General features: G+C 55.2%; 24 protein-coding genes. 14 read left to right on the top strand and 10 right to left on the bottom strand.

All coding sequences use genetic code 11. The annotated features are described in order from the left end of the window. Positions 1 to 3 precede the first annotated feature (3 nt). Complete coding sequence (locus AC1Z1G_RS10040; RefSeq protein WP_483626793.1) at positions 4 to 840, bottom strand: arylamine N-acetyltransferase family protein; 837 nt, start codon at positions 838 to 840, stop codon at positions 4 to 6. A 216-nt stretch (positions 841 to 1,056) separates the two neighbouring features. On the opposite strand from AC1Z1G_RS10040, the gene AC1Z1G_RS10035 reads away from it, so the two are divergent. Further along, positions 1,057 to 1,593 carry an N-acetyltransferase family protein gene (locus tag AC1Z1G_RS10035; RefSeq protein WP_483626792.1) on the top strand — a complete coding sequence of 179 codons (537 nt, stop codon included), beginning with the start codon at positions 1,057 to 1,059 and terminating at the stop codon, positions 1,591 to 1,593. Positions 1,594 to 1,615: 22 nt separating this feature from the next. On the opposite strand, the gene AC1Z1G_RS10030 is transcribed toward AC1Z1G_RS10035, so the two are convergent. Further along, a complete protein-coding gene (locus AC1Z1G_RS10030) occupies positions 1,616 to 3,187 on the bottom strand; it encodes a sensor domain-containing diguanylate cyclase (RefSeq protein ID WP_483626791.1) in 1,572 nt (523 codons plus the stop codon). A 273-nt stretch (positions 3,188 to 3,460) separates the two neighbouring features. Here AC1Z1G_RS10030 and AC1Z1G_RS10025 point away from each other — a divergent pair, with 273 nt between their 5' ends. Next, positions 3,461 to 3,838 carry a DUF7079 family protein gene (locus AC1Z1G_RS10025; protein ID WP_483626790.1) on the top strand — a complete coding sequence of 126 codons (378 nt, stop codon included), beginning with the start codon at positions 3,461 to 3,463 and terminating at the stop codon, positions 3,836 to 3,838. 19 nt (positions 3,839 to 3,857) lie between these two features. Here AC1Z1G_RS10025 and AC1Z1G_RS10020 read toward each other — a convergent pair whose 3' ends face one another. The 3 genes from AC1Z1G_RS10020 to AC1Z1G_RS10010 form a co-directional block, all read right to left on the bottom strand. Next, positions 3,858 to 4,526: a ribonuclease T2 family protein gene (locus tag AC1Z1G_RS10020; RefSeq protein ID WP_483626789.1), complete on the bottom strand. Its 669-nt coding sequence runs from the start codon at positions 4,524 to 4,526 to the stop codon at positions 3,858 to 3,860. Between the two features lie 350 nt (positions 4,527 to 4,876). Next, complete coding sequence (locus tag AC1Z1G_RS10015) at positions 4,877 to 5,449, bottom strand: hypothetical protein (RefSeq protein ID WP_483626788.1); 573 nt, start codon at positions 5,447 to 5,449, stop codon at positions 4,877 to 4,879. Then, positions 5,450 to 5,848, bottom strand: coding sequence for a hypothetical protein (locus AC1Z1G_RS10010; RefSeq protein ID WP_483626787.1), 399 nt, complete (start codon positions 5,846 to 5,848; stop codon positions 5,450 to 5,452). 405 nt (positions 5,849 to 6,253) lie between these two features. Here AC1Z1G_RS10010 and AC1Z1G_RS10005 point away from each other — a divergent pair, with 405 nt between their 5' ends. Continuing rightward, a complete protein-coding gene (locus tag AC1Z1G_RS10005) occupies positions 6,254 to 6,742 on the top strand; it encodes a hypothetical protein (protein ID WP_483626786.1) in 489 nt (162 codons plus the stop codon). Between the two features lie 211 nt (positions 6,743 to 6,953). Next, positions 6,954 to 7,424 carry an arsenate reductase ArsC gene (locus AC1Z1G_RS10000; protein ID WP_483626785.1) on the top strand — a complete coding sequence of 157 codons (471 nt, stop codon included), beginning with the start codon at positions 6,954 to 6,956 and terminating at the stop codon, positions 7,422 to 7,424. A 35-nt stretch (positions 7,425 to 7,459) separates the two neighbouring features. Here AC1Z1G_RS10000 and AC1Z1G_RS09995 read toward each other — a convergent pair whose 3' ends face one another. Together AC1Z1G_RS09995 and AC1Z1G_RS09990 are read right to left on the bottom strand one after the other, a co-directional pair. Next, positions 7,460 to 7,774, bottom strand: a complete 315-nt coding sequence (locus AC1Z1G_RS09995) for a plastocyanin/azurin family copper-binding protein (RefSeq protein WP_483626784.1) — start codon at positions 7,772 to 7,774, stop codon at positions 7,460 to 7,462. Positions 7,775 to 7,789: 15 nt separating this feature from the next. Then, positions 7,790 to 8,758 (bottom strand): metallophosphoesterase family protein, encoded by a 969-nt coding sequence (locus tag AC1Z1G_RS09990; protein WP_483626783.1) that lies wholly within the window; start codon positions 8,756 to 8,758, stop codon positions 7,790 to 7,792. A 151-nt stretch (positions 8,759 to 8,909) separates the two neighbouring features. Between AC1Z1G_RS09990 and AC1Z1G_RS09985 the strand changes: the two genes are divergently transcribed. Both AC1Z1G_RS09985 and AC1Z1G_RS09980 read left to right on the top strand, forming a co-directional pair. Continuing rightward, positions 8,910 to 9,422 (top strand): sigma-70 family RNA polymerase sigma factor, encoded by a 513-nt coding sequence (locus AC1Z1G_RS09985; protein WP_483626782.1) that lies wholly within the window; start codon positions 8,910 to 8,912, stop codon positions 9,420 to 9,422. After that, complete coding sequence (locus AC1Z1G_RS09980) at positions 9,415 to 10,158, top strand: anti-sigma factor family protein (RefSeq protein ID WP_483626781.1); 744 nt, start codon at positions 9,415 to 9,417, stop codon at positions 10,156 to 10,158. Before AC1Z1G_RS09985 ends, AC1Z1G_RS09980 begins: the two co-directional genes overlap by 8 nt. Before the next feature lie 27 nt (positions 10,159 to 10,185). Here the strand turns inward: AC1Z1G_RS09980 and AC1Z1G_RS09975 are convergent, their stop codons facing one another. Further along, complete coding sequence (locus tag AC1Z1G_RS09975; protein ID WP_483626780.1) at positions 10,186 to 10,725, bottom strand: cysteine hydrolase family protein; 540 nt, start codon at positions 10,723 to 10,725, stop codon at positions 10,186 to 10,188. Between the two features lie 194 nt (positions 10,726 to 10,919). Between AC1Z1G_RS09975 and AC1Z1G_RS09970 the strand changes: the two genes are divergently transcribed. Further along, positions 10,920 to 11,258, top strand: a complete 339-nt coding sequence (locus AC1Z1G_RS09970; protein WP_483626779.1) for a DUF6572 domain-containing protein — start codon at positions 10,920 to 10,922, stop codon at positions 11,256 to 11,258. Positions 11,259 to 11,293: 35 nt separating this feature from the next. On the opposite strand, the gene AC1Z1G_RS09965 is transcribed toward AC1Z1G_RS09970, so the two are convergent. Next, on the bottom strand, positions 11,294 to 11,569 hold the full coding sequence (locus AC1Z1G_RS09965; protein ID WP_483626778.1) for a hypothetical protein: 276 nt from the start codon (positions 11,567 to 11,569) through the stop codon (positions 11,294 to 11,296). Positions 11,570 to 11,604: 35 nt separating this feature from the next. Then, positions 11,605 to 11,901, bottom strand: coding sequence for a DUF6124 family protein (locus AC1Z1G_RS09960; protein WP_483627794.1), 297 nt, complete (start codon positions 11,899 to 11,901; stop codon positions 11,605 to 11,607). 199 nt (positions 11,902 to 12,100) lie between these two features. Here AC1Z1G_RS09960 and AC1Z1G_RS09955 point away from each other — a divergent pair, with 199 nt between their 5' ends. The 7 genes from AC1Z1G_RS09955 (at position 12,101) to AC1Z1G_RS09925 (ending at position 17,886) form a co-directional block, all read left to right on the top strand. Then, complete coding sequence (locus AC1Z1G_RS09955) at positions 12,101 to 12,469, top strand: XRE family transcriptional regulator (RefSeq protein ID WP_483626777.1); 369 nt, start codon at positions 12,101 to 12,103, stop codon at positions 12,467 to 12,469. Between the two features lie 202 nt (positions 12,470 to 12,671). Next, positions 12,672 to 13,217, top strand: coding sequence for a PAAR domain-containing protein (locus AC1Z1G_RS09950; RefSeq protein ID WP_483626776.1), 546 nt, complete (start codon positions 12,672 to 12,674; stop codon positions 13,215 to 13,217). 9 nt (positions 13,218 to 13,226) lie between these two features. Further along, complete coding sequence (locus AC1Z1G_RS09945) at positions 13,227 to 14,009, top strand: hypothetical protein (RefSeq protein ID WP_483626775.1); 783 nt, start codon at positions 13,227 to 13,229, stop codon at positions 14,007 to 14,009. Further along, positions 13,994 to 14,362, top strand: coding sequence for a DUF7079 family protein (locus AC1Z1G_RS09940; protein WP_483626774.1), 369 nt, complete (start codon positions 13,994 to 13,996; stop codon positions 14,360 to 14,362). Before AC1Z1G_RS09945 ends, AC1Z1G_RS09940 begins: the two co-directional genes overlap by 16 nt. A 522-nt stretch (positions 14,363 to 14,884) precedes the next feature. Beyond that, a complete protein-coding gene (locus tag AC1Z1G_RS09935) occupies positions 14,885 to 16,081 on the top strand; it encodes a hypothetical protein (protein WP_483626773.1) in 1,197 nt (398 codons plus the stop codon). Positions 16,082 to 16,438: 357 nt separating this feature from the next. Beyond that, on the top strand, positions 16,439 to 16,732 hold the full coding sequence (locus AC1Z1G_RS09930; protein WP_483626772.1) for a plasmid mobilization protein: 294 nt from the start codon (positions 16,439 to 16,441) through the stop codon (positions 16,730 to 16,732). Continuing rightward, positions 16,729 to 17,886 (top strand): relaxase/mobilization nuclease domain-containing protein, encoded by a 1,158-nt coding sequence (locus tag AC1Z1G_RS09925; protein WP_483626771.1) that lies wholly within the window; start codon positions 16,729 to 16,731, stop codon positions 17,884 to 17,886. Before AC1Z1G_RS09930 ends, AC1Z1G_RS09925 begins: the two co-directional genes overlap by 4 nt. Positions 17,887 to 17,915 lie beyond the last annotated feature (29 nt).

Here is a 17,915-nt window from a genome sequence, read left to right as displayed (position 1 = left end):
CCCTCAGAGCATTGGCTGTTGCGCAATCACTTGCCCGACGACCTGCCTGAACTCTGGATGTTGCGGCACACGAATCTCGAATTCACGCTCCAGCAACTCGATGAGCTCGTCGACGTCGGTGATCTGCCGACGCACGCTCTCCATTCCCGTCCGGTGTACCGCGTAGCTGCCGTTATTCAGCGTCCGGCGCAACCCTTCGCCCGTGCGCGCCACCATCAACTGCCCCATGAATGGTGATTGCGGATGCGTGCAGACGTACCAGTTGCCGATCTGGTAATCGATGTCCGATTGCATCTGCAGATCGAACACGTACATCGGCCGCCACTCGCCCGCGACCTTTGCACGAAGGACGTAGCTGCTGTCCTGACGAACAATGCGATAGGGCTCATGCCCGGTCGGCTGTTCTTCTTCGGTATCGAGCCGCAGCGGTGCGGTCGGCACCATGCCACCAAAGCCGACATCGGCGATGTAACGCACCCCGTTCAGCGTCAGCAGGCACAGGCGATGGGTGCGCGCCACCAACGCATCCTCAGGCCCGCCCATGACCACCCGCCCGGTAATCCCTCGCGCCTCGAACCCCAGGTGCAGCAGCAACGCCAGAAACATATTGTTCAGTTCGTAGCAGTAGCCGCCACGCCCCTCATGCAAAATCTTGCGCTCCACCGAAGCGAGGTCGATCGGCACCGGCAGGCGCAACATCGTCGACAGGGTTTCAAAGGGGAACACGCGGGTGTGGCGCGACTGAAGTTCGCGCAGGCTCTCCAGCGTCGGCGGTGGCGGGCTGGCAAAGCCCAGACGCTGCAAGTAGAGGTCGACATTGGTCAGTTCGGTCTGGCTCATGGGGTAGTCCTTGCGCATGAGGTGTCGCCGGTATCACGCCTCTAAAAACAGAGGCGCCCGGCGTGTGGGCGACAGGTATAAGCCAAAACGATGCCGGCCCGAAATTGATTTCACTAATGACCTTTGTAGCCGGATATTGAGCACCGCTCGCCAGCGCTGTACCCTCACGCACCACGCGCCAAAATATCTCCCTCAAGCGATAAGGACATCGTAGAAATGCCAACCGCCCACGCCCCCCATTACCGACTCGGCCAACCGTCCGACGCCTTGTGCATCAGCGGCCTCGCCACCCAGGTGTTCCTCGACACCTACGCCACCGACGGCATGCGCGCCGACCTGGCCGAAGAAGCCTTGACGGTCTATGCACCGACGCAGTTTGAACGCCGACTGAGCGACCCCCAGACCCGCTTCGTCCTCGCCGAGCGCAACGGCCATCTCCTGGGGTTTGCCGAAATCGTCGCGCGCCTTGATGGGCCTGTGCCGACGCTGCTGGACGGCACTGAACTGGTTCGGCTGTACGTGCAACGTCACGCCCATCGGCAAGGGCTGGGACGCGCACTGCTCGACAGAGCCGAAGCCCTGGCCAGAGAAAGCGCTCGCACCTGCCTGTGGCTCACCGCCTGGTCTGAGAACCATCGCGCGCGGGAGTTTTACCTGGCACTGGGTTATGACGATGTGGGCGGTACGCACTATGAGTTCGGTGGTAATGCCTACGAGAACCGGGTGTTTTGCAAAGCCTTTAACACCCCCTGACTCAGGCCACTCCCTGCCCTGCTCAACGGTCAGAACGCATGAGCGCGTCGACACTGCCTTCCCGCGAGAGCACCGCAACCCGATTGCGCCCCGAGTGCTTGGCCTGATACAGCGCCGCGTCGGCGCGCTCAATGAACACTTCGATGCTGTCGCGGCCGTTGGGCACGAATGAGTAACAGCCCAGGCTGACCGTGACGTACCCCGAAGGCGAGCCTGAGTGAGTGATGTTTTTGTCCATCACGGCGCGGCGGATCTGCTCGGCGATGGCCATGGCGCCTTGCAGGTCGGTATCGGGCAGCAGCACCGCGAACTCTTCCCCACCGTAGCGCACGGCCAGATCCGCCTTGCGATGGCAGCAATGCTTGAGCGCACGCGCCACTTCGGCCAGGCAATGATCCCCCGCGACGTGGCCATAGGCGTCGTTGTAGCGCTTGAAAAAATCGATGTCGAGCATGACCAGGCTCAACGGGCTGACCTGACGGGCACCTCGGGCAAACTCGACCTCCAGCGCCCGCTCGAACAGCCGACGATTGGCCAGCCCGGTCAGGCTGTCGTGGGTCGCAATCAGCTCCAGCGCTTCCTGCGCGGCGCGCAGATCCGCCTCGATGCGCTCGCCATTGCGCACCTGATGAATGAACACCCAACCGAACAGCCCCACCCCCAGCAGCACCATCGCCACAATCACGGTGGACTGATAGGCGGTGCCATACCAGCCTTTGAGAATTGCGTCTTCGGACGTCGCTGCCGCCACCACCAACGGATACGCACTCAGCTGACGATAGCCATACAGCCTGACCACATCATCAATCACCGAACTGATCATCGCGTTGCCGGACGGTGAATTGGGCAAGTACCGCTGGAAAATCTCTCCACGGGCCAGGGTGGTGCCTATGCGCTGGTCCTCGAACGGTCGCCGTGCCAGCAATGTCCCATCCGACAGCGCCAGAAACATCACGCCATTGTCATCAATGCTGAAGCTTTTGAAGAACCGGTCGAAGTACGACATCTTGATCCCGGCCATCAATACGCCCTGAAAACGGCCGTTGCTGTCGTTGACCCTGCGGGAGATCGGAATAATCCACTCACCATTCTCCCGGCAGCGAATCGCCGGCCCGATGTGCGCGGCCGATGACGGGTTCTGCTGGTGAAACTTGAAATACTCGCGTTCTATCGCCCCCGACCCACGGGGCAGTTCTTCAAACGAGGTCACCACCCACTGCCCATTTTTGTCGAACAGAAACAACCCGTACAACTGCGTCAATGCCTGCACCCGCCGCGCAAACGTGCGTTGTAAACGAGATGTTTTCGTCACCCCAAAACCGTCAGCTTCAATCCAGTCCACAAGGCTTGTGATCACCAGATCCGCTTCGGCGAACGTGTCTTCGGCCTGCTGCGCCATAGCGCGGGTCAGGTTCGCCGACGCCACTTGCGCCAATTCCAGATCATGGCGCCGGGACTGTTCCAGTTGCAGGTAAAGCAAACCGCAGAGACACAAGCAAACGGTCGCAATAAACGCCACTGCAGCCTTGAGCAACGGCAAGCGTTTCAGAGGACCGCCGGGGGCGTAATGGGGGTCGTGAAGTGGGGTAGGCAAAAGCGCAATCCTGGAAGGATAAGGCAAGGACGAAGGCCCGAACCCCTTAATTTCGGCGAGCTTAGCCTACGCAATGGTGCCCGGCAATTGGGGCTTGAGGCCCAGAATCGGCCAGATGGACGGCGGCTCAAGTTTCACGATTTGCGGCCGTTATGGCTGGCGAACCTATGGGCAAACATCACCTCTGCGACAATCGCTTCTCAGGGTTGCATGCATTTTTCAGGTAGGGTGCCCACGACCGTTACTCGACGATGCACCGGAGGACATTACCCCTTGAGATCCGCTCTGACCGACCAGGAAAAGGCACGCCTGCAGGTGGCCCTGGCAGAGACGTTTGTCGACAACGACGTCGACTACGACGCCATTGCACGGTGCATTCGGGGGTTCGACTTGCCCACCGTGAAAGACATCCTCTACTCGCAAGTCGCGCCCGTGTGCTTCGGCAACCTGGAAACCCCCACCCCACCGGTATGGACTGGATTTCGAAACGAATGGCTGTTCGACGAAATCGAAAAATCAATCAAGGCCCGGAGCAACAGTTGGCTGCGACGCAACCTGCATTACCTGTTAGTGGCCTGGCTGCGATACAGCTACGGCTACATCTGGAAAGAAATCATGAAGGCCTACGATCAGCAGACCGCAGGCCTTTGACTCAGCACCCAGCCAAGGCTCAACGCGACGGCGGCACGCGAATATCACCTGCACGGCACTGCGTCTTGACACCTTTGCCACACGATCCGAACGCCAGGTCCTTGTCCATGCATACCCGAACTTCCGACAACTCGGGGCCTTTGCAAATCACCGCAATACCGTCGGCGGGAATGCCGGGGTTACTCTGGCGGAACATCCGCGCAATCTCTTGCGCTTCAAAGTAGTACGAGGAGCTGAAGGGTTGCAATTGCTTCGGAATCTGCACCGTGGCAACCGCTTTGTCCGCCGCATCCAGATACCCCGAAGCACCGAGGCCGCTGCACGTGCCGTGCTTGGACCATTCATGCTCAAGCAGTTTTTGCGTCGGGAACAGCGTCAGCCCCTGCGCCTTTTGCTCAGGCGACAACGCCGCCATCGGTGGGCAAGACTCAGGCCAACCACCCTTGGCGTACTGTGGCCAGAGCCCATGGAGCACAAAGCCATAGCCTTTGCCCGAGCACTGCTCGTTGTCCTTGTGGGTCAGGCAAAAGGTCGGCGACCACGAAAGCGTCAGCAAGTAGTAGTCAAACACTCCCGCCACGGACTCCGCCTTTAGTTTGCCGCTTTGCGACTCGCGAGCAGCGCTCATGCCCACGCTTCCCAACGTCAGCGCAACAATGAGCGCGAACCCTACATACAAATTTTTCATTAACCCTCTCCTTGGGACCGGACCGCCCGGCAGTTTCATTGTTTTAACCGGCCTATCAAGGCCAGCCACGATTCTGGTCACACGGAAGTTTCAACCACATGACGCTCACAACAGGCTGTGCAGGTTGTGCGTATAGAAAAGCACAATGCCACGGAATAAGGAGGGTACTTGATGCATCGAGGCGTAACGCATCGGCCATGAGCCGGTGAATGCCCACCCGTGATGCTGAAGAGAGATACAAAGAGTCAGGGCCCGGCTGGTTATGTTGCACACAACATAACCAGCCGGGCCCTTGTTTTATGACGTACACACCATGAAGTGCTCAGGTAAGTCGAATCACCTGGCTGGCATTAACGGTCATTGTCCAAGGCTTGTAGCCGGGCGCTCTTTTCATTCATGCGTTCGGGCGTTGCATTGAGTTCCTGGTCGAACTGGCGATCGACGGCCGTTTGATCGTAGAAACACCCCACCCAATAGTTATCCGGCTCGCCAGTGGCCATTGCCTGGAGCGTTCGGTCGTCCATGACCTTACGGAAATCGTTGGGCTCATCGTTGCTGCTGGTATTGACCAGTTGCAACTGTTGAGCGGTCGTGCGGATGTCCACGGCAGGTTGAGTGGACGACACTCGCAGGAAAAAACTGCGACGGTCATTCATTACCACCACCGGCGAACTTACTTTGCCGAACGACAACGCAGGCTCAACGGTCCAGGCCGAACCACCCCACGGCGTAAAATCCGAGGCAACGGGCAGCGCCAGTGCTTCGCGCTCAATCAGGTCATTGAACAGCACGACGTCATGCAGGGAAGCAGTGCAGTGCGTCAACCGCTCGATCAAATCGCGTTGATCCAGCGGCTGGGCTTTAACCGCCAGGCTCGCGAAGGCGGTGACCGCCAACGCTACCAAAGAGGCTCTAACGCGCACTTACTGCTTGAACACGCAATCAGAAAGCGCCATGAAATCCGAGCCCATGGTCATCCCCAGCACACAGACCGCGTTGAAGTCTGTGCCGACGGCCATCGCCTCCATCTTTTTCGACTCATCTGCGTCAAAGCCCGTCAGCCTTGCCAATTCTTCATCAGAATCCGCAACACCGGCGTTCATTACAGGATCGCCAGAGAAGTTCTTCGAAACACCCAGAACAATCCCGGAAACCAGGATTTCCTGCTTGAACTGCGGCATGTTCATCGAAGACTGATTGTGTTCAACGTAGCTGTCATACAACGCCCCCAGATCAACCTTCTCAGGGGCCGCGGCACAGGCCAGGCTCGCTGCCAATACCAAACCAACGGACACAACAGACTTAATGCTTTGCTTGAACATATTAAAGTTTCACACGTATGTTAACCGACGACGTCGGCAGGCCAGATATCATTCCTTGAGCTGGATACGAACAACTATCCAGTGGCTCACTAACAATACCAATAACCCTGTTCCTGACTCAGTTTTAGCGCGCGCAGAACGGGCAACTTTAAAAACCAAAGCAACTTATGAACAGAGTGTTAGTTCAGCTCTTGAGAAAGCCGAGCGCGAAGCTTACAGCACAGCCACAACCGCCTTCAACTAAACGTCTGACAAGAAAATAGGACAACGGCCATAGCTTTACACCGCAAAAACGCTGCGTAATCGCGACTTTTCGCCTCCATTTTTTCGCTCTGGCCTTCATACGCCCAACTGAAGTACCTTGGTGTGGCAACGCTAACATTCACACCACGATAGGGAATCGAAATGAGCAAGGCAGATGAACTCGCCGCGAGCCTCAAGCAAAAACAGCACACCCGTGCTGATGCAGAGGCGTCCGCAGACCTGGCGATTGAACATTGGCCTACGCAGGTCTATGACATGTATCGCCAGCTTGAAACGTGGCTGGAGCCGCTGATTGAAGCAGGCTTGAACGTCCGACGCATCCCCACGCGAGTGTTCGAAGGCCTCCCCACCGGCGAGACATTCAATTACGCCATCGACCAGTTGCTGATTGAGGGTAACCATCACAGCATCACCCTCAACCCCATCGCCCGCTTCATAACGGGCGGCACGGGCCGTGTCGACATCCAGGCCAAAGGCAAAGAGATACAGATGCTGCGCGCCGAGACCGATCACGGCGAGCCGCAATGGCTGATCCAGGCAAATACTGCCTCTGGACAGCCACACGCGGAGCCGCTTGAACTCAGCGAGAGCACCTTTCTCACGGTGATCCAAAAAGGCCTGGAGCTCTAAGGCCCGGAACAAAAAAATAAGCATCACAAAATGGGCGACCTCTGAGGTCGCCCTTTTTCGTTAAGGGCGATAAGCCCTCCCTCGTCAACATCGCCCCGTAATACCCTGCCCATCACACCCATTGCGTGCGTACCAGTGCTTTACCTGGCAGCCGACAATTCGTATATTCGGAATTCCATATATAAAGACCCGACGCCTGACGGAGAAACCGATGAAAGTCCTGTTCATGTGCACGGCCAATAGCTGCCGCAGCATCCTGTCCGAAGCCATGTTCAACCACCTCGCCCCGCCAGGCTTCGAAGCGGTGAGCGCCGGCAGTTTCCCCAAAGGCCAGGTCCTGCCGCGCAGCCTGGCCACCTTGCAGGCCGCCGGCATTGCCACGGACGGCTTGAGCAGCAAGGGCAACGAGGCCTTTGCGGACAGCCCACCGGACATCGTCATCACCGTGTGCGACAAGGCTGCCGGTGAAGCGTGCCCGGTGTACTTCGGCCCCGCGCTAAAAGCCCATTGGGGGCTCGAAGACCCCTCCGACGTCACCGGCAGCGAGGCTCATATCAACGCAGCCTTCAACGCCACACTGGCCACCATCGAAACCCGCTGTCGCGCCTTTTTCCAACTGCCCTTCGAACGCCTCGATGCCGCTGCACTCAAGCGCGAACTCGACCGCATCGGCACCCTCTAGCCCCAGATACCCCCTGCCGAGGAACTGCCCAGGCCTTACTGACTGACCACAATCTTGCCCACCATCTGCGGGTGCAACACGCAAAAATACTCAAACTCTCCCGGCGTGGTGAACACATACGAAAAACTGTCATGGGTATCCAGCGCCCCCGAGCGGAACACCTTGTGGGTTTCGGCTACCGTGTGGGGTATCTGATCGTCATTCACCCAAGTCACTTTCGTCCCCACGGTAACGGTCAAATCCTTCGGCCCGAACATGAACTCCTTAATGTCGACTTTCACCTCTTGGGCCCACGCCGGCATCACCATCGCCAGACTGACCAGGGCCAAGGCATTGAGCAGGGTTTTCATCACCGTGCCCTCCCCCTAAACCAGCGTCGAATCAATCAGCGCCAGCGGGTGATCGCCCTGCGTGGCCTTGACGTCAGTGATCCCCAGGTAATTGCGCAACTGGTCGGCAGCCACCGTCATCGGCCCGGGGTTCGGCGCCGCGCCAGGAGCCGGTTGCGGATAGGCCGTCCCGCGTGCGGTGTGAAACGTGATGTTGCCTTCGACCTTTTGGATGACCTGATGGATATGGCCGTTGAGCACCGTCACCGAACCGTAGGGGCGCAGCATGGCGATGGCCTGGTCGCCGTCCTCCGTGCCCCAGCCCCAAGGCTGATAAATCGTCCATAACGGAATATGGGTGAACACCACAATCGGCGTACTTGTTGTGACGGCGCGCAAGTCATCGGCCAGCCAGGCGAGTTGATCAGCGCCCAGCGTCGCCTCGTGGCCAGCCTGGAAGTTGAAGACATTCACCAGCGCAATGAAATGCACTCCATGGTCGTCGAAGCTGTACCAGCCATTGCCTTTGGTGCCCTTGCCGTAACGCTCGAGATAGAGCTTGCCACCTCCCTCGTCGAGGGTGTCGTGCTCGCCCGGCACGTAATGCACTGTCGCGGGCAAACCTTTGAGCAGGTGGGCAGCGGCGTCGAACTCTTCCGGTTTGGAAAGGTGAGTAATGTCACCCGTGTGGAGGATCAGTGACGGCCGTTTGGGCAGCGCGATGACCTTGTCGATGGCCACTTGCAGGGTCTTCAGCGGCTCGGGGTTGGCTTCCTTATTGAAGCCGATGTGCGAGTCGCTGATCTGCACGAAGTGGAAAGTGCTGGCCAGCGCCTTGGGATCCGACACATTGCCGGCGTCATCCAGCGCAAAGGCCCGTGGAATACCGCCACTCAGGGCCCAGATAACGCCGGCACCGGCCCAGGCCGAACATTTGAGTAACGTTCGGCGGTCAAGGCTCAGGGGGCCGTCGGTACGCCGTTCGTGTTTTGAATGAATGTTCATCGGTACGCCCTCGGTAGCGGTCTACAGTGATGTAGCTGACACGAGGTAAACCGGATGGCGCGGGGTTTTATTCCGGGCCATCCCTAAATCTTTTGCGGGAATAAAAGTGATGGTTTCACGGTTATAGGGGTGCCAAGGTGCGGGAACCACAATGAAGCGATTTGAGGCACTGTTTGCGCCCCACATGGACGCGGCCTACAACCTCGCACGCTGGATGACGGGTAACGACGCTGCAGCACGCGATGTCGTACAGGAAAGTGCGCTGCGGGCCTTCAGATTTCTCGATCGCTATACCGACGGCAATCCCAAGGCCTGGCTCCTGACCATCGTGCGCAACGAAAGCTACACCTGGCTCAAGGCCTCGGCAGGCCAGCGCTGGGTTGCCATCGGCGATGAACTGCCAGAGGACGACCTTGCCCTGAGCCACAACCAGACCCCGGAGCTGCTGGCCATCCACAGCGAGAACGCGGCACTGATCCAGCACGCCCTGAGCGCCCTGCCCCCGGCCTTTCGCGAGGTGATTGTTCTGAAGGAGTTGGAAGACATGCCCTACAAGGACATCGCCCTGGTGGTCGATATCCCCATTGGCACCGTTATGTCCAGACTGGCCCGCGCCCGCGCACTGCTCAAGCTTGAACTACTGAAGTTGCACGACGATGAATGACCTCGACTGCACCGCTTGCCAAACACTGATTCACGGCTTCCTGGACCAGGAACTGGACACCGTAGCCGCAGCGAATGTGGCTCGGCACCTGGCGGGCTGCGCCGAGTGCAAACGCCTGCACGATGAAGCGCAACGGCTGATGGCCAGCGTGAAAAGGCAGGCACCGTACTACACGGTACCGCCGTCATTAACCCACAGCATTTTTGCCAATATTTCGCCACCGCCCCGCGCGTTCAGCCGGTTGTACCAGTGGCTCGCCCCTACATTTTCAGCCAGCGCGCTGGCCCTCGCGGCGGTGCTTTACATCGCCACGCCCTCCAGCGAACAACCGCTGCTGGACGAGGCCGTGTCGAGTCATGTTCGCTCGCTGATGGGCGACCACCTCAACGACGTCGCCTCCTCCGACCGTCACACCGTCAAACCCTGGTTCACCGGTAAGCTCGACTTTGCCCCGCCGGTGTTCGACTACTCGGCGCAAGGCTATCCGCTGCTGGGCGGGCGACTGGATTACCTGCAACACCAGACCACCGCCGCCCTGACCTATGGACGAGCGAAGCACATCATCAATGTGTTCATCTTGCCTACAGCACAAGCAGATACAGCCCGACAGGTTGAGTCGATTCGCGGCTACAACATCGTGTCGTGGGAACGGGACCGCATGCGGTTCATCGTGGTGTCGGACCTGGAGAAAAGTGAGCTGGAAGCGTTCAGTGAACTGGTTGGGAAAGGGCCTTGAGCGGCCCAGCTCCCAAACGGCCTCCGGTCAGCGCCCGATGCGCACAGCGTCGGCCGGGACCACATCGATCCGCGCTGCGGCGCTGGTCATGTGACCTAGCGTCACATTGTGGTGCGCCGTGATCTGCGCCGCCGAGAGCACCTCATTCGCAATCGTCGAATGCGCATCCGCAACAAGGGTCACGTCATAACCCAGCGTCAAGGCGCGTCGGACAGTCGAGTCGACACAAAAATCACTCTGCATGCCACACACCACCAACTGCGTGATGCCCTTCTCCTTCAGCTGCCCGCTCAGCGTTGTCTGATGAAACGCATCCGGCGTGGTCTTGCGCACCCGAAGATCTTCCGGTGACACCTCCAACCCCTCGGCCAATTGCCAACCCTCGGTATCAAACGCAAGAGGCCCGCCCTCTTCTTCATGCTGAATCAAGATCACCGGGGCTCCGGCAACACGTGCCTGCGCACTGACGGCATTGATCTTTTCAAGCACCCGCCCGATCCCGAAAACCGCATACTCGCCCGTACAAAGCACGTGTTGAACATCAATAATCAGAAGCGCTGTGGCCATGGGAACCTGCCTGATAGTAGGGACGATGGGCAAACCACAAATCATAGAGCAGGTTTTTCCGAAATCCAGCGGGCGCGCGCCACACCGCTCGCATGTAACCGGTCAGACAACGGTTAAAGTAACCGTGATCCGCCCCGCCCTCGAACTCCACCACTGAGCTTGAAACTTGCGACCACTCCCCTGAAGGAGCAGGCATGTCCATCACAGACCCCACCGTTATTGACTTCTATGTCATCCCCAAACAAAACCCGGACACGATATTACTGGTGATCACCGACCACCTGGAATGGGGCGATAAGGCCGAGCAAGGTGAACACCTGCTGATGCTGCAGGACAAACTCAATACCTATGTTGCCTTCATCGAAAGCGGTGAGATCTACACTGAAATTCCCGGAGCGCTCGGCAAATCCCCCATTATCCGGGTAACCGCCCTATACGAACTGCCGGAGCAGGGAGAGCGCTTTTACAACCGTGTAACAGAAGTACTGTATGAAGTCGGCATCGGGCTTGAGTTTGAACTAAGCGATTATTAAGCCAATGGGCGACCCCTTGAGGTCGCCCAATTTCGTTACAGCGCCGAAACCCGCGCCTGCAAGCACCGCCCCACCACATCCATCAAATCACAGCCATCGCGCAGTGGAACCGCCAACACCCGCGCGAAATCCTGCAACAGCAACGCATCACGGCTGACGCCCTCACCCAGGGAAAGGGTTTCCAACAACTGCGTCACACAGCGAATACGGTACGCCGCCGTGTCGTGCAACACATCGAGCGGCGCTTCGGTGTCAATCAACAAGGACGGGATAGTGCAGTCAATACCGGTAACCGGCATGTATCGAGCCATGGCAGAACCTCCATTGAATGAACGAACGCGAACACTCAGTGGCAAGTGCCGGGCCCAGCGTCGGGAACATCGAGATGCTCCAGCGCCCGGTTCACCAACAACTCACCGAGCACCACCAACTGCTGCATGGCCAACGCCACATGACGGCGTGACCCTTCAAGCTCAAAGGCCAGGTCTGTGGTGATGGCGTTCAAAGAGGCCAGGGTTTCGGAGACATGGACCAGCAGGGTTTCGGTGTCGATATTGGGAGCAACGGTGAAGATGTGGCTGATGGGGGCGGAAACAGCTGGGGACTGGTTGAAAAGGAACGACGTTGCTTGGTCATCAGACACCTCTATCTGGCGAGCATTCTCGCCTAAATGGGTGTCCGGTTTCATTAGACCACTACACCGGCCGATCACCACATAATTAACTTCACGCCCCTCCCACTTCTGAACCACGGCGATTCGTCCAGGTTCAACGTGACGCACTATCATCGTCTTGCGCTCCGTGCTTTACTGTATGAATAAACAGTTATCAGGAGATTGTGCAATGCCGGGGAAAATTATCGACCTGCAGCAGATCAGAGCGCTGAAGCAAGCGGGAATCGAATGGGGCTCTGATTTCTCCATCGATGATATTCCGCTGGCCTTTTCGCGGAGCCACTGCGCCGCCGCTCGGACCATGCTCGACTGGTCAGTAGAAGCACTATCCTTCCGCTCTGGTGTTTCAGTTGGGGCTATTAGAGACCTTGAAGCCGGGAACCGAACATTGCGTTCAGTCACCATGCAGGCCCTGTCATTCGCGCTCGAAGCTGAGGGTCTGGTATTTCTGCCCATGCTGAATCCTATGCGAGGCCATAATTGCCGCGGTGGTACTACAGATCCCAAGAAACGTAAGGACTTCGATCTGATCGAGTAGCCGGGAGTTCAGGTCAGTAACCGAACCGAGACTCTCGGTGGCTGCCAGAAACCCTAACGATGGGCAATCTACAATCTGAAATCCATCTATGACGGATGATAAATTTGCCACCAAGCAAAGCTGGCCTGCTGACGGGCTGCGATAGCGCACTAATCTGGTACAGTCGGACACTCTACCGAGTGTTCTTGACAGGAAGTCAACCATGGCGAAGCCCGCCGCGCGTCAATCCGACCCAACCAACTGCCCTATTCCTGGGCATGGCACTAACCCAATTGCCGTGGGTTCCCCTAACGTATTTTTCGATGGGCTGCCAGCTGCTCGCCAAGGTGACACCTGCACCTGCGGCAGTGCTTTGGTGTCCGGTCTTGCCGCGACAGTGTTCATAAACGGCAAGAATGCAGCGACCATTGATAGTGGTGGTGCTCACGGCAACATCGTGATCGGCGGTTCGGGCACGGTGATTATTGGTGACTCCCATACGCCCGCGCCATTCACCGCACCCTCATTCATGAATACGCTGGCGAGCTGGATTGGCTTTCGGATTCCTGCGACTGAGAGCTATGAAGGCTTCGCATGCATCGCACACTTTGAGGATGGCTCTTCAATGCCTAGCGTTTTCGATAAAAATAATAGCGTGCGGTTTCCGAATCCCACAGGGAAAGCCTGCCATACGCTGGAATTTGAAGTTCAGAAAAGCACCTCCTCGGACTCTATCACCGATAGTTTATTGAAAGATATTTTGGGATAAGGATTTCTCATGAGCGAACCAAACCTAGTCACTGGCAGCTATGTCTTAAAAAGTGAACACACTTTAAAAAGTTCCCCACTTGAAATGGCAGTTGCTGGAATGGAAGGTGCCGCCTATCGCTTTTCAGCAGATGCAATTTCCGACGCAAAAGTCCGAACCAAATACATGGCAGGTATTCGGCGAATGTCGGATCAGATTCTTGAGGACGTTCGAGCCGGCAAAGTCAGCGTACAGGATGGCTATAACTTCAGCTACGAAATGCGCAACAAGATCATGTTCGAGCATCGAAAATTCACTTCAGCTCAAGGCGTTGCCGTGGCCGAAGCGATAAAAAAGAAACCAAAATCATTAAGCGTACTCCTCGACAGATACTCAGATGAGCTATTTCAAAAGAACTACAACCAACTGACCAGCACCGAACAAACCAAAATCCATTATGAGATACTTTCAAATTCAGGCAAAGATAATCACAAGTTCAGCAAAATAACCAAACAGATGGAAGTCATCGGAAAAATTGGACTTCTATTGACAGCCACGCTTGCAACTTACGAGATACTTAATGCTGACAACAAGGTTAAGGAAACTGCTAAGCAGGGATTGATGATTGGCGGTGGTGCAGCCGGCGGCCTACTCGCAGGTCTAGGGGTGTCAGCGATTTGTGGCCCCGCTGCCCCAGCTTGTGCCGTAGCAGTTGTATTGGTTGGTAGTGTTGCTGGAGGCATTGCGGGAAGTGCAGTAACGGAATCTTTCGACGAAGAGCTTGAGGAGTTTTCCCGTTGGGACATATTCTGACACCGCAAGAAAAATCGAAAATCCGGTCTGTCTTATCCGAAACTTTCGTTGACAACGAAGTAAGCTACGCCTACATCGCAAGAAAAATTAAAGGTTACGACTTAGCAACAATCAAGGACATCCTTTATTCTGAAGTTGCTCCAGCATGTTATACAAACTTCATGACACCGACCCCTCCCATATGGACAGGCTTTGATGAGGAATGGCTCAATTCCACAATTGAGGAAATACTCAAAGCAAGAAATGACAGTTGGTGGCGTCGCAACCTCGACAAGGTATTGGTAGCTTGGCTTCGACTTAGGTACGCCTACATTTGGAAAGACATCATGGAGTCCTACGACCGCCTGGAATAAAGGTCGCAGGACCGCCAGAAACGGGTGAGTGGGCAGACGGAAAGTGGCTGGCGCAGCGTCCAATAAACCACGCAAAAACAGTCCGCCAGAACCCGCTGTTTTTCCTCCTGCGAGACACAAGCCTCACACCCTCGCCCTCTCATCCCTGATAAACTCTACCCCCGCCTCACTCTCCCCTGATTTAGATACCCAATGCCCCAATCGACCGTACCCACCACAGCCCAAGCCCTCTCCCGCCGCTTCAGCGTTGCGCCCATGATGGATTGGATCACCAAAGCCTGAATTCATTGGGGTTTGCTGTGATCGTGTACATTTTGTGTGCAAACATCGATACCGCCCACCTACCCTGACAGCGAAAATATTGGACATACCGATTGGACTCCACGATGAGCGCAAGTCCCTCCAGCCATGGCACTACCGACTGGCACTACCTACTTTTCCCCTCTCCTGCACAGTGAATAGCTGCCACTTTCATGCTATGAGTAGTGGCACATTGATATATGCCAGCCTCATGGAGACACAATGCTGACCATCCGCTATCCACATCTGATGCAGCACGTGAGAGACCTACATCACGGGATAAGTACGATTGCAAACGACAAGGAAGGTACGTTCCTCCTCATAATCAAAGTGCCCAAGGAGGCCGTACTAGCCGCAAAAGCCAAGCAGCGCATCGGGTTCTATCTAGCCCCATGTCGGATGAACGGAGAGACTTACCACGGCCTAGTCACTACATATGAAGATGATGAGCTTAACCCACTGATGGTTGTTACTCCCCTACTAGACGATGAAATGGGACAATCCATATTTGACCTGCTTTCATCGGAAAGCTTCGACATTCATTTCTTTGACGACAACAATCGCGAACTTCTTGGCTACAGGTCGCAGAACACAAAGTTCGCAGAGTTCGACAAAAGCCAATACAAGCTTGCCCCATCAAGCCTTGAGGCTGCTTATGAAATTCGTGACTTAACTAATCACTGGTTCATGCGTAGATCGCTTCAGGATGATAAGAACTCGATCAAGGTTAATTTCCTTGAACCACTTATGGTCGAGGATTTATTCATTTTAGACGCAGTACCCATGAACAACCTGTTTCAAAAGGGCCCATCTGTGAGCCACTCGACCCTTGAGAGGCTAGAGCCAGGTAGCTTTCAAGAGATGGATATTGTTAAGCTACTTCAGAAAGTATTTCATGAAGACTCAATATTCCTGAACCCACTTCGCACAGATAACAATGAAGAGTTCGTCGACGTTTTAGTTGCCTCCGATGAATATCTGCTGCTGATTCAGGCCAAGGACAGCCCAAACACGGAGAAGTCCTTAGATCGAACTCTAAAAAGAAAGATCTCGACAGTTTCAAAGGCTCTTGATAAAGCTATTGATCAAACGAGAGGAGCGATTAAGTACCTGAGACGTGGTGAGAACCTGCAGTTTCATTTTGGCGAAGATATCTTTGAGATTGAAACGCACGACAAAGTGATCCGAAACCTTATAGTTGTCCAGGAAACTTTCATCAATGAATGGGAAAGCTACTCGGAACGAGTTCTTGGGCTGGGTAGAGAAATGGATTCTTCATGTTACGTAATGGGATATCCAGAGCTTGTGACATGGACAGCAAAGCTCAGTACACCAGAGAAGTTCTTTGATCCATTTGACAGTATCGTTGAAGAAGGTAAAGAGACTGGTATATTCCCAAGTATAATCTTCTACAACTGATATACCCTCCATACTGCTTACTGTCAAAGCGAAGTCGCAAGACCATTCTGCGATTTCGCACTCATCCCTTGCGAGCTCCGCACTTACCCAAAGTAAAGCCGCACTCGACTAGAGTGATTTCGCACTCCAATACTGCGATTTCGCATTCACACCTTGCGAAGATTTAGGTATACAAGCAAATAAATAAAAATAATTAGCAAAACCACTAGATCCACCTAAAGCTCCTTTTGCACAATAGATCTAGAGCTTCTTTTTAGCCAGATGTGTCTATGTCAGACAAGTAAGGCTACATACTCACATCCCTTAGGGTGTTGCGTTAAAGGGTTCGATAACTAGAACAATAAAAGGTGAGCCAAGATGAAAACTATTCAGAGACAAACCAAAGAATCACGCATCACCCTGCGACTAAACAAAACTGAGCTCGATGCTCTGAATGCCAAAGTCACTGAGGCAGGCTATAAGTCCGCAGGTGCCTTTATCCGTGACTTCGTTGCTAACGGTCAGGTAAAGCCCAAAGTCGGCCAGAATGTCGTCCAGATCGCCCGCGAGCTGATGAATCTGGCATCAATGATTAACGCCGACCGCCCAAGCTCCGAACTGCTTGAGAAAGTGAAGTACATCGCTCAAGTGAATCTTGGGGGTATGAAATGATTGGCAAGATCTTTCCTAAGTCCGCAGGGTCATTCAAGAACCGCATCAGGTACATTTTCGGCTGCACGAAGCACGACCATGAAATCAGCGGTATCCGGACAATAGGCTTCAACACCATGAGCCGCGATCCTCTGCCAGGCGTCCTGCAAGGCAACGAAACAGACCTGTCTGAGATGATCAGGGAGTTCGATCAGGTAGAGACGCTCAGGCGCTTCGCCATCGACTCCGAGAAGGGCATTAAGCCGGTCTTCCACGCCATGCTGTCCTTGCGCCCTGGTGAGTCTCTAACAACGTCACAGTGGCGCCAGGCCATCACAAAGTACATGACAGACCTAGGCTTCGACGAAATGACTCAGTACGTCGCTGTAATGCATCAAGACAAAGACCACCAACACGTCCACATCGTCGCCAACAGGATCAGGCTCAACGATGACTTCTCCATGGTCAAAGACAGCAATGAGCGAAGTATCAGCCTGGACTCAGTGTCGGGCATAGAAGATCGCTTCGGACTCACCAAGGCGCCAAGACCAAAAGACACCTGGGGCGTCTCGATCACTCACGCAGAGCTCCAGGCGTCGATCCGTGACAATGACCTCCCCCTGAAGCACAAGATGATCGCGAAGATCGCGGGCGCCATCGAAGCAACAAACGCCCGGAATGGAGACATGTTCGACTTCGTAAGATCACTGAGAAAGCAAAAGGTCTATATCAACCTGACCTTGAACGACGAAGGCCAACCAAAGGGCATTTCGTTTGAATTTGACGGCAAACACATAAGCGGCAGGCAGCTAAAACGCTCAAGGTTGACGTGGCACAAACTAATTACACAAGAAGGAATTAACTATGACCCAGAAACCATTTCAGAACTTCAGGAAGAAATTGCAAGAAGAGATAGCGAAGAACAAGAAAGAGCTCGAACCTATTACTATGAATTCGTTACAGCTTCAAGAAAGAGAAGGAGCCCGATCTACGTCAAGTTCACAGCTAGGGACTATGAAGTCCAGAAAATGATTCAGGAAATCCTTGAGCTCCTCGACGCTATTTTTGATACGTTATTTAAGCCCAGGGAGTGCAGACTGAAACGTAGCTACATTGAGTACATCCCAGGCCGTGCTATTCGAATTCCGGAATATGAAAACTCTCTATCAACTTAGTTACAGCTTGGACAGTAGAGCAGTAAACG

The organism is Pseudomonas sp. JL27(2026), from assembly GCF_056933555.1.
Note: the sequence above shows the minus strand (reverse complement) of the source record. Positions and strands in the feature narration are given on the sequence as shown.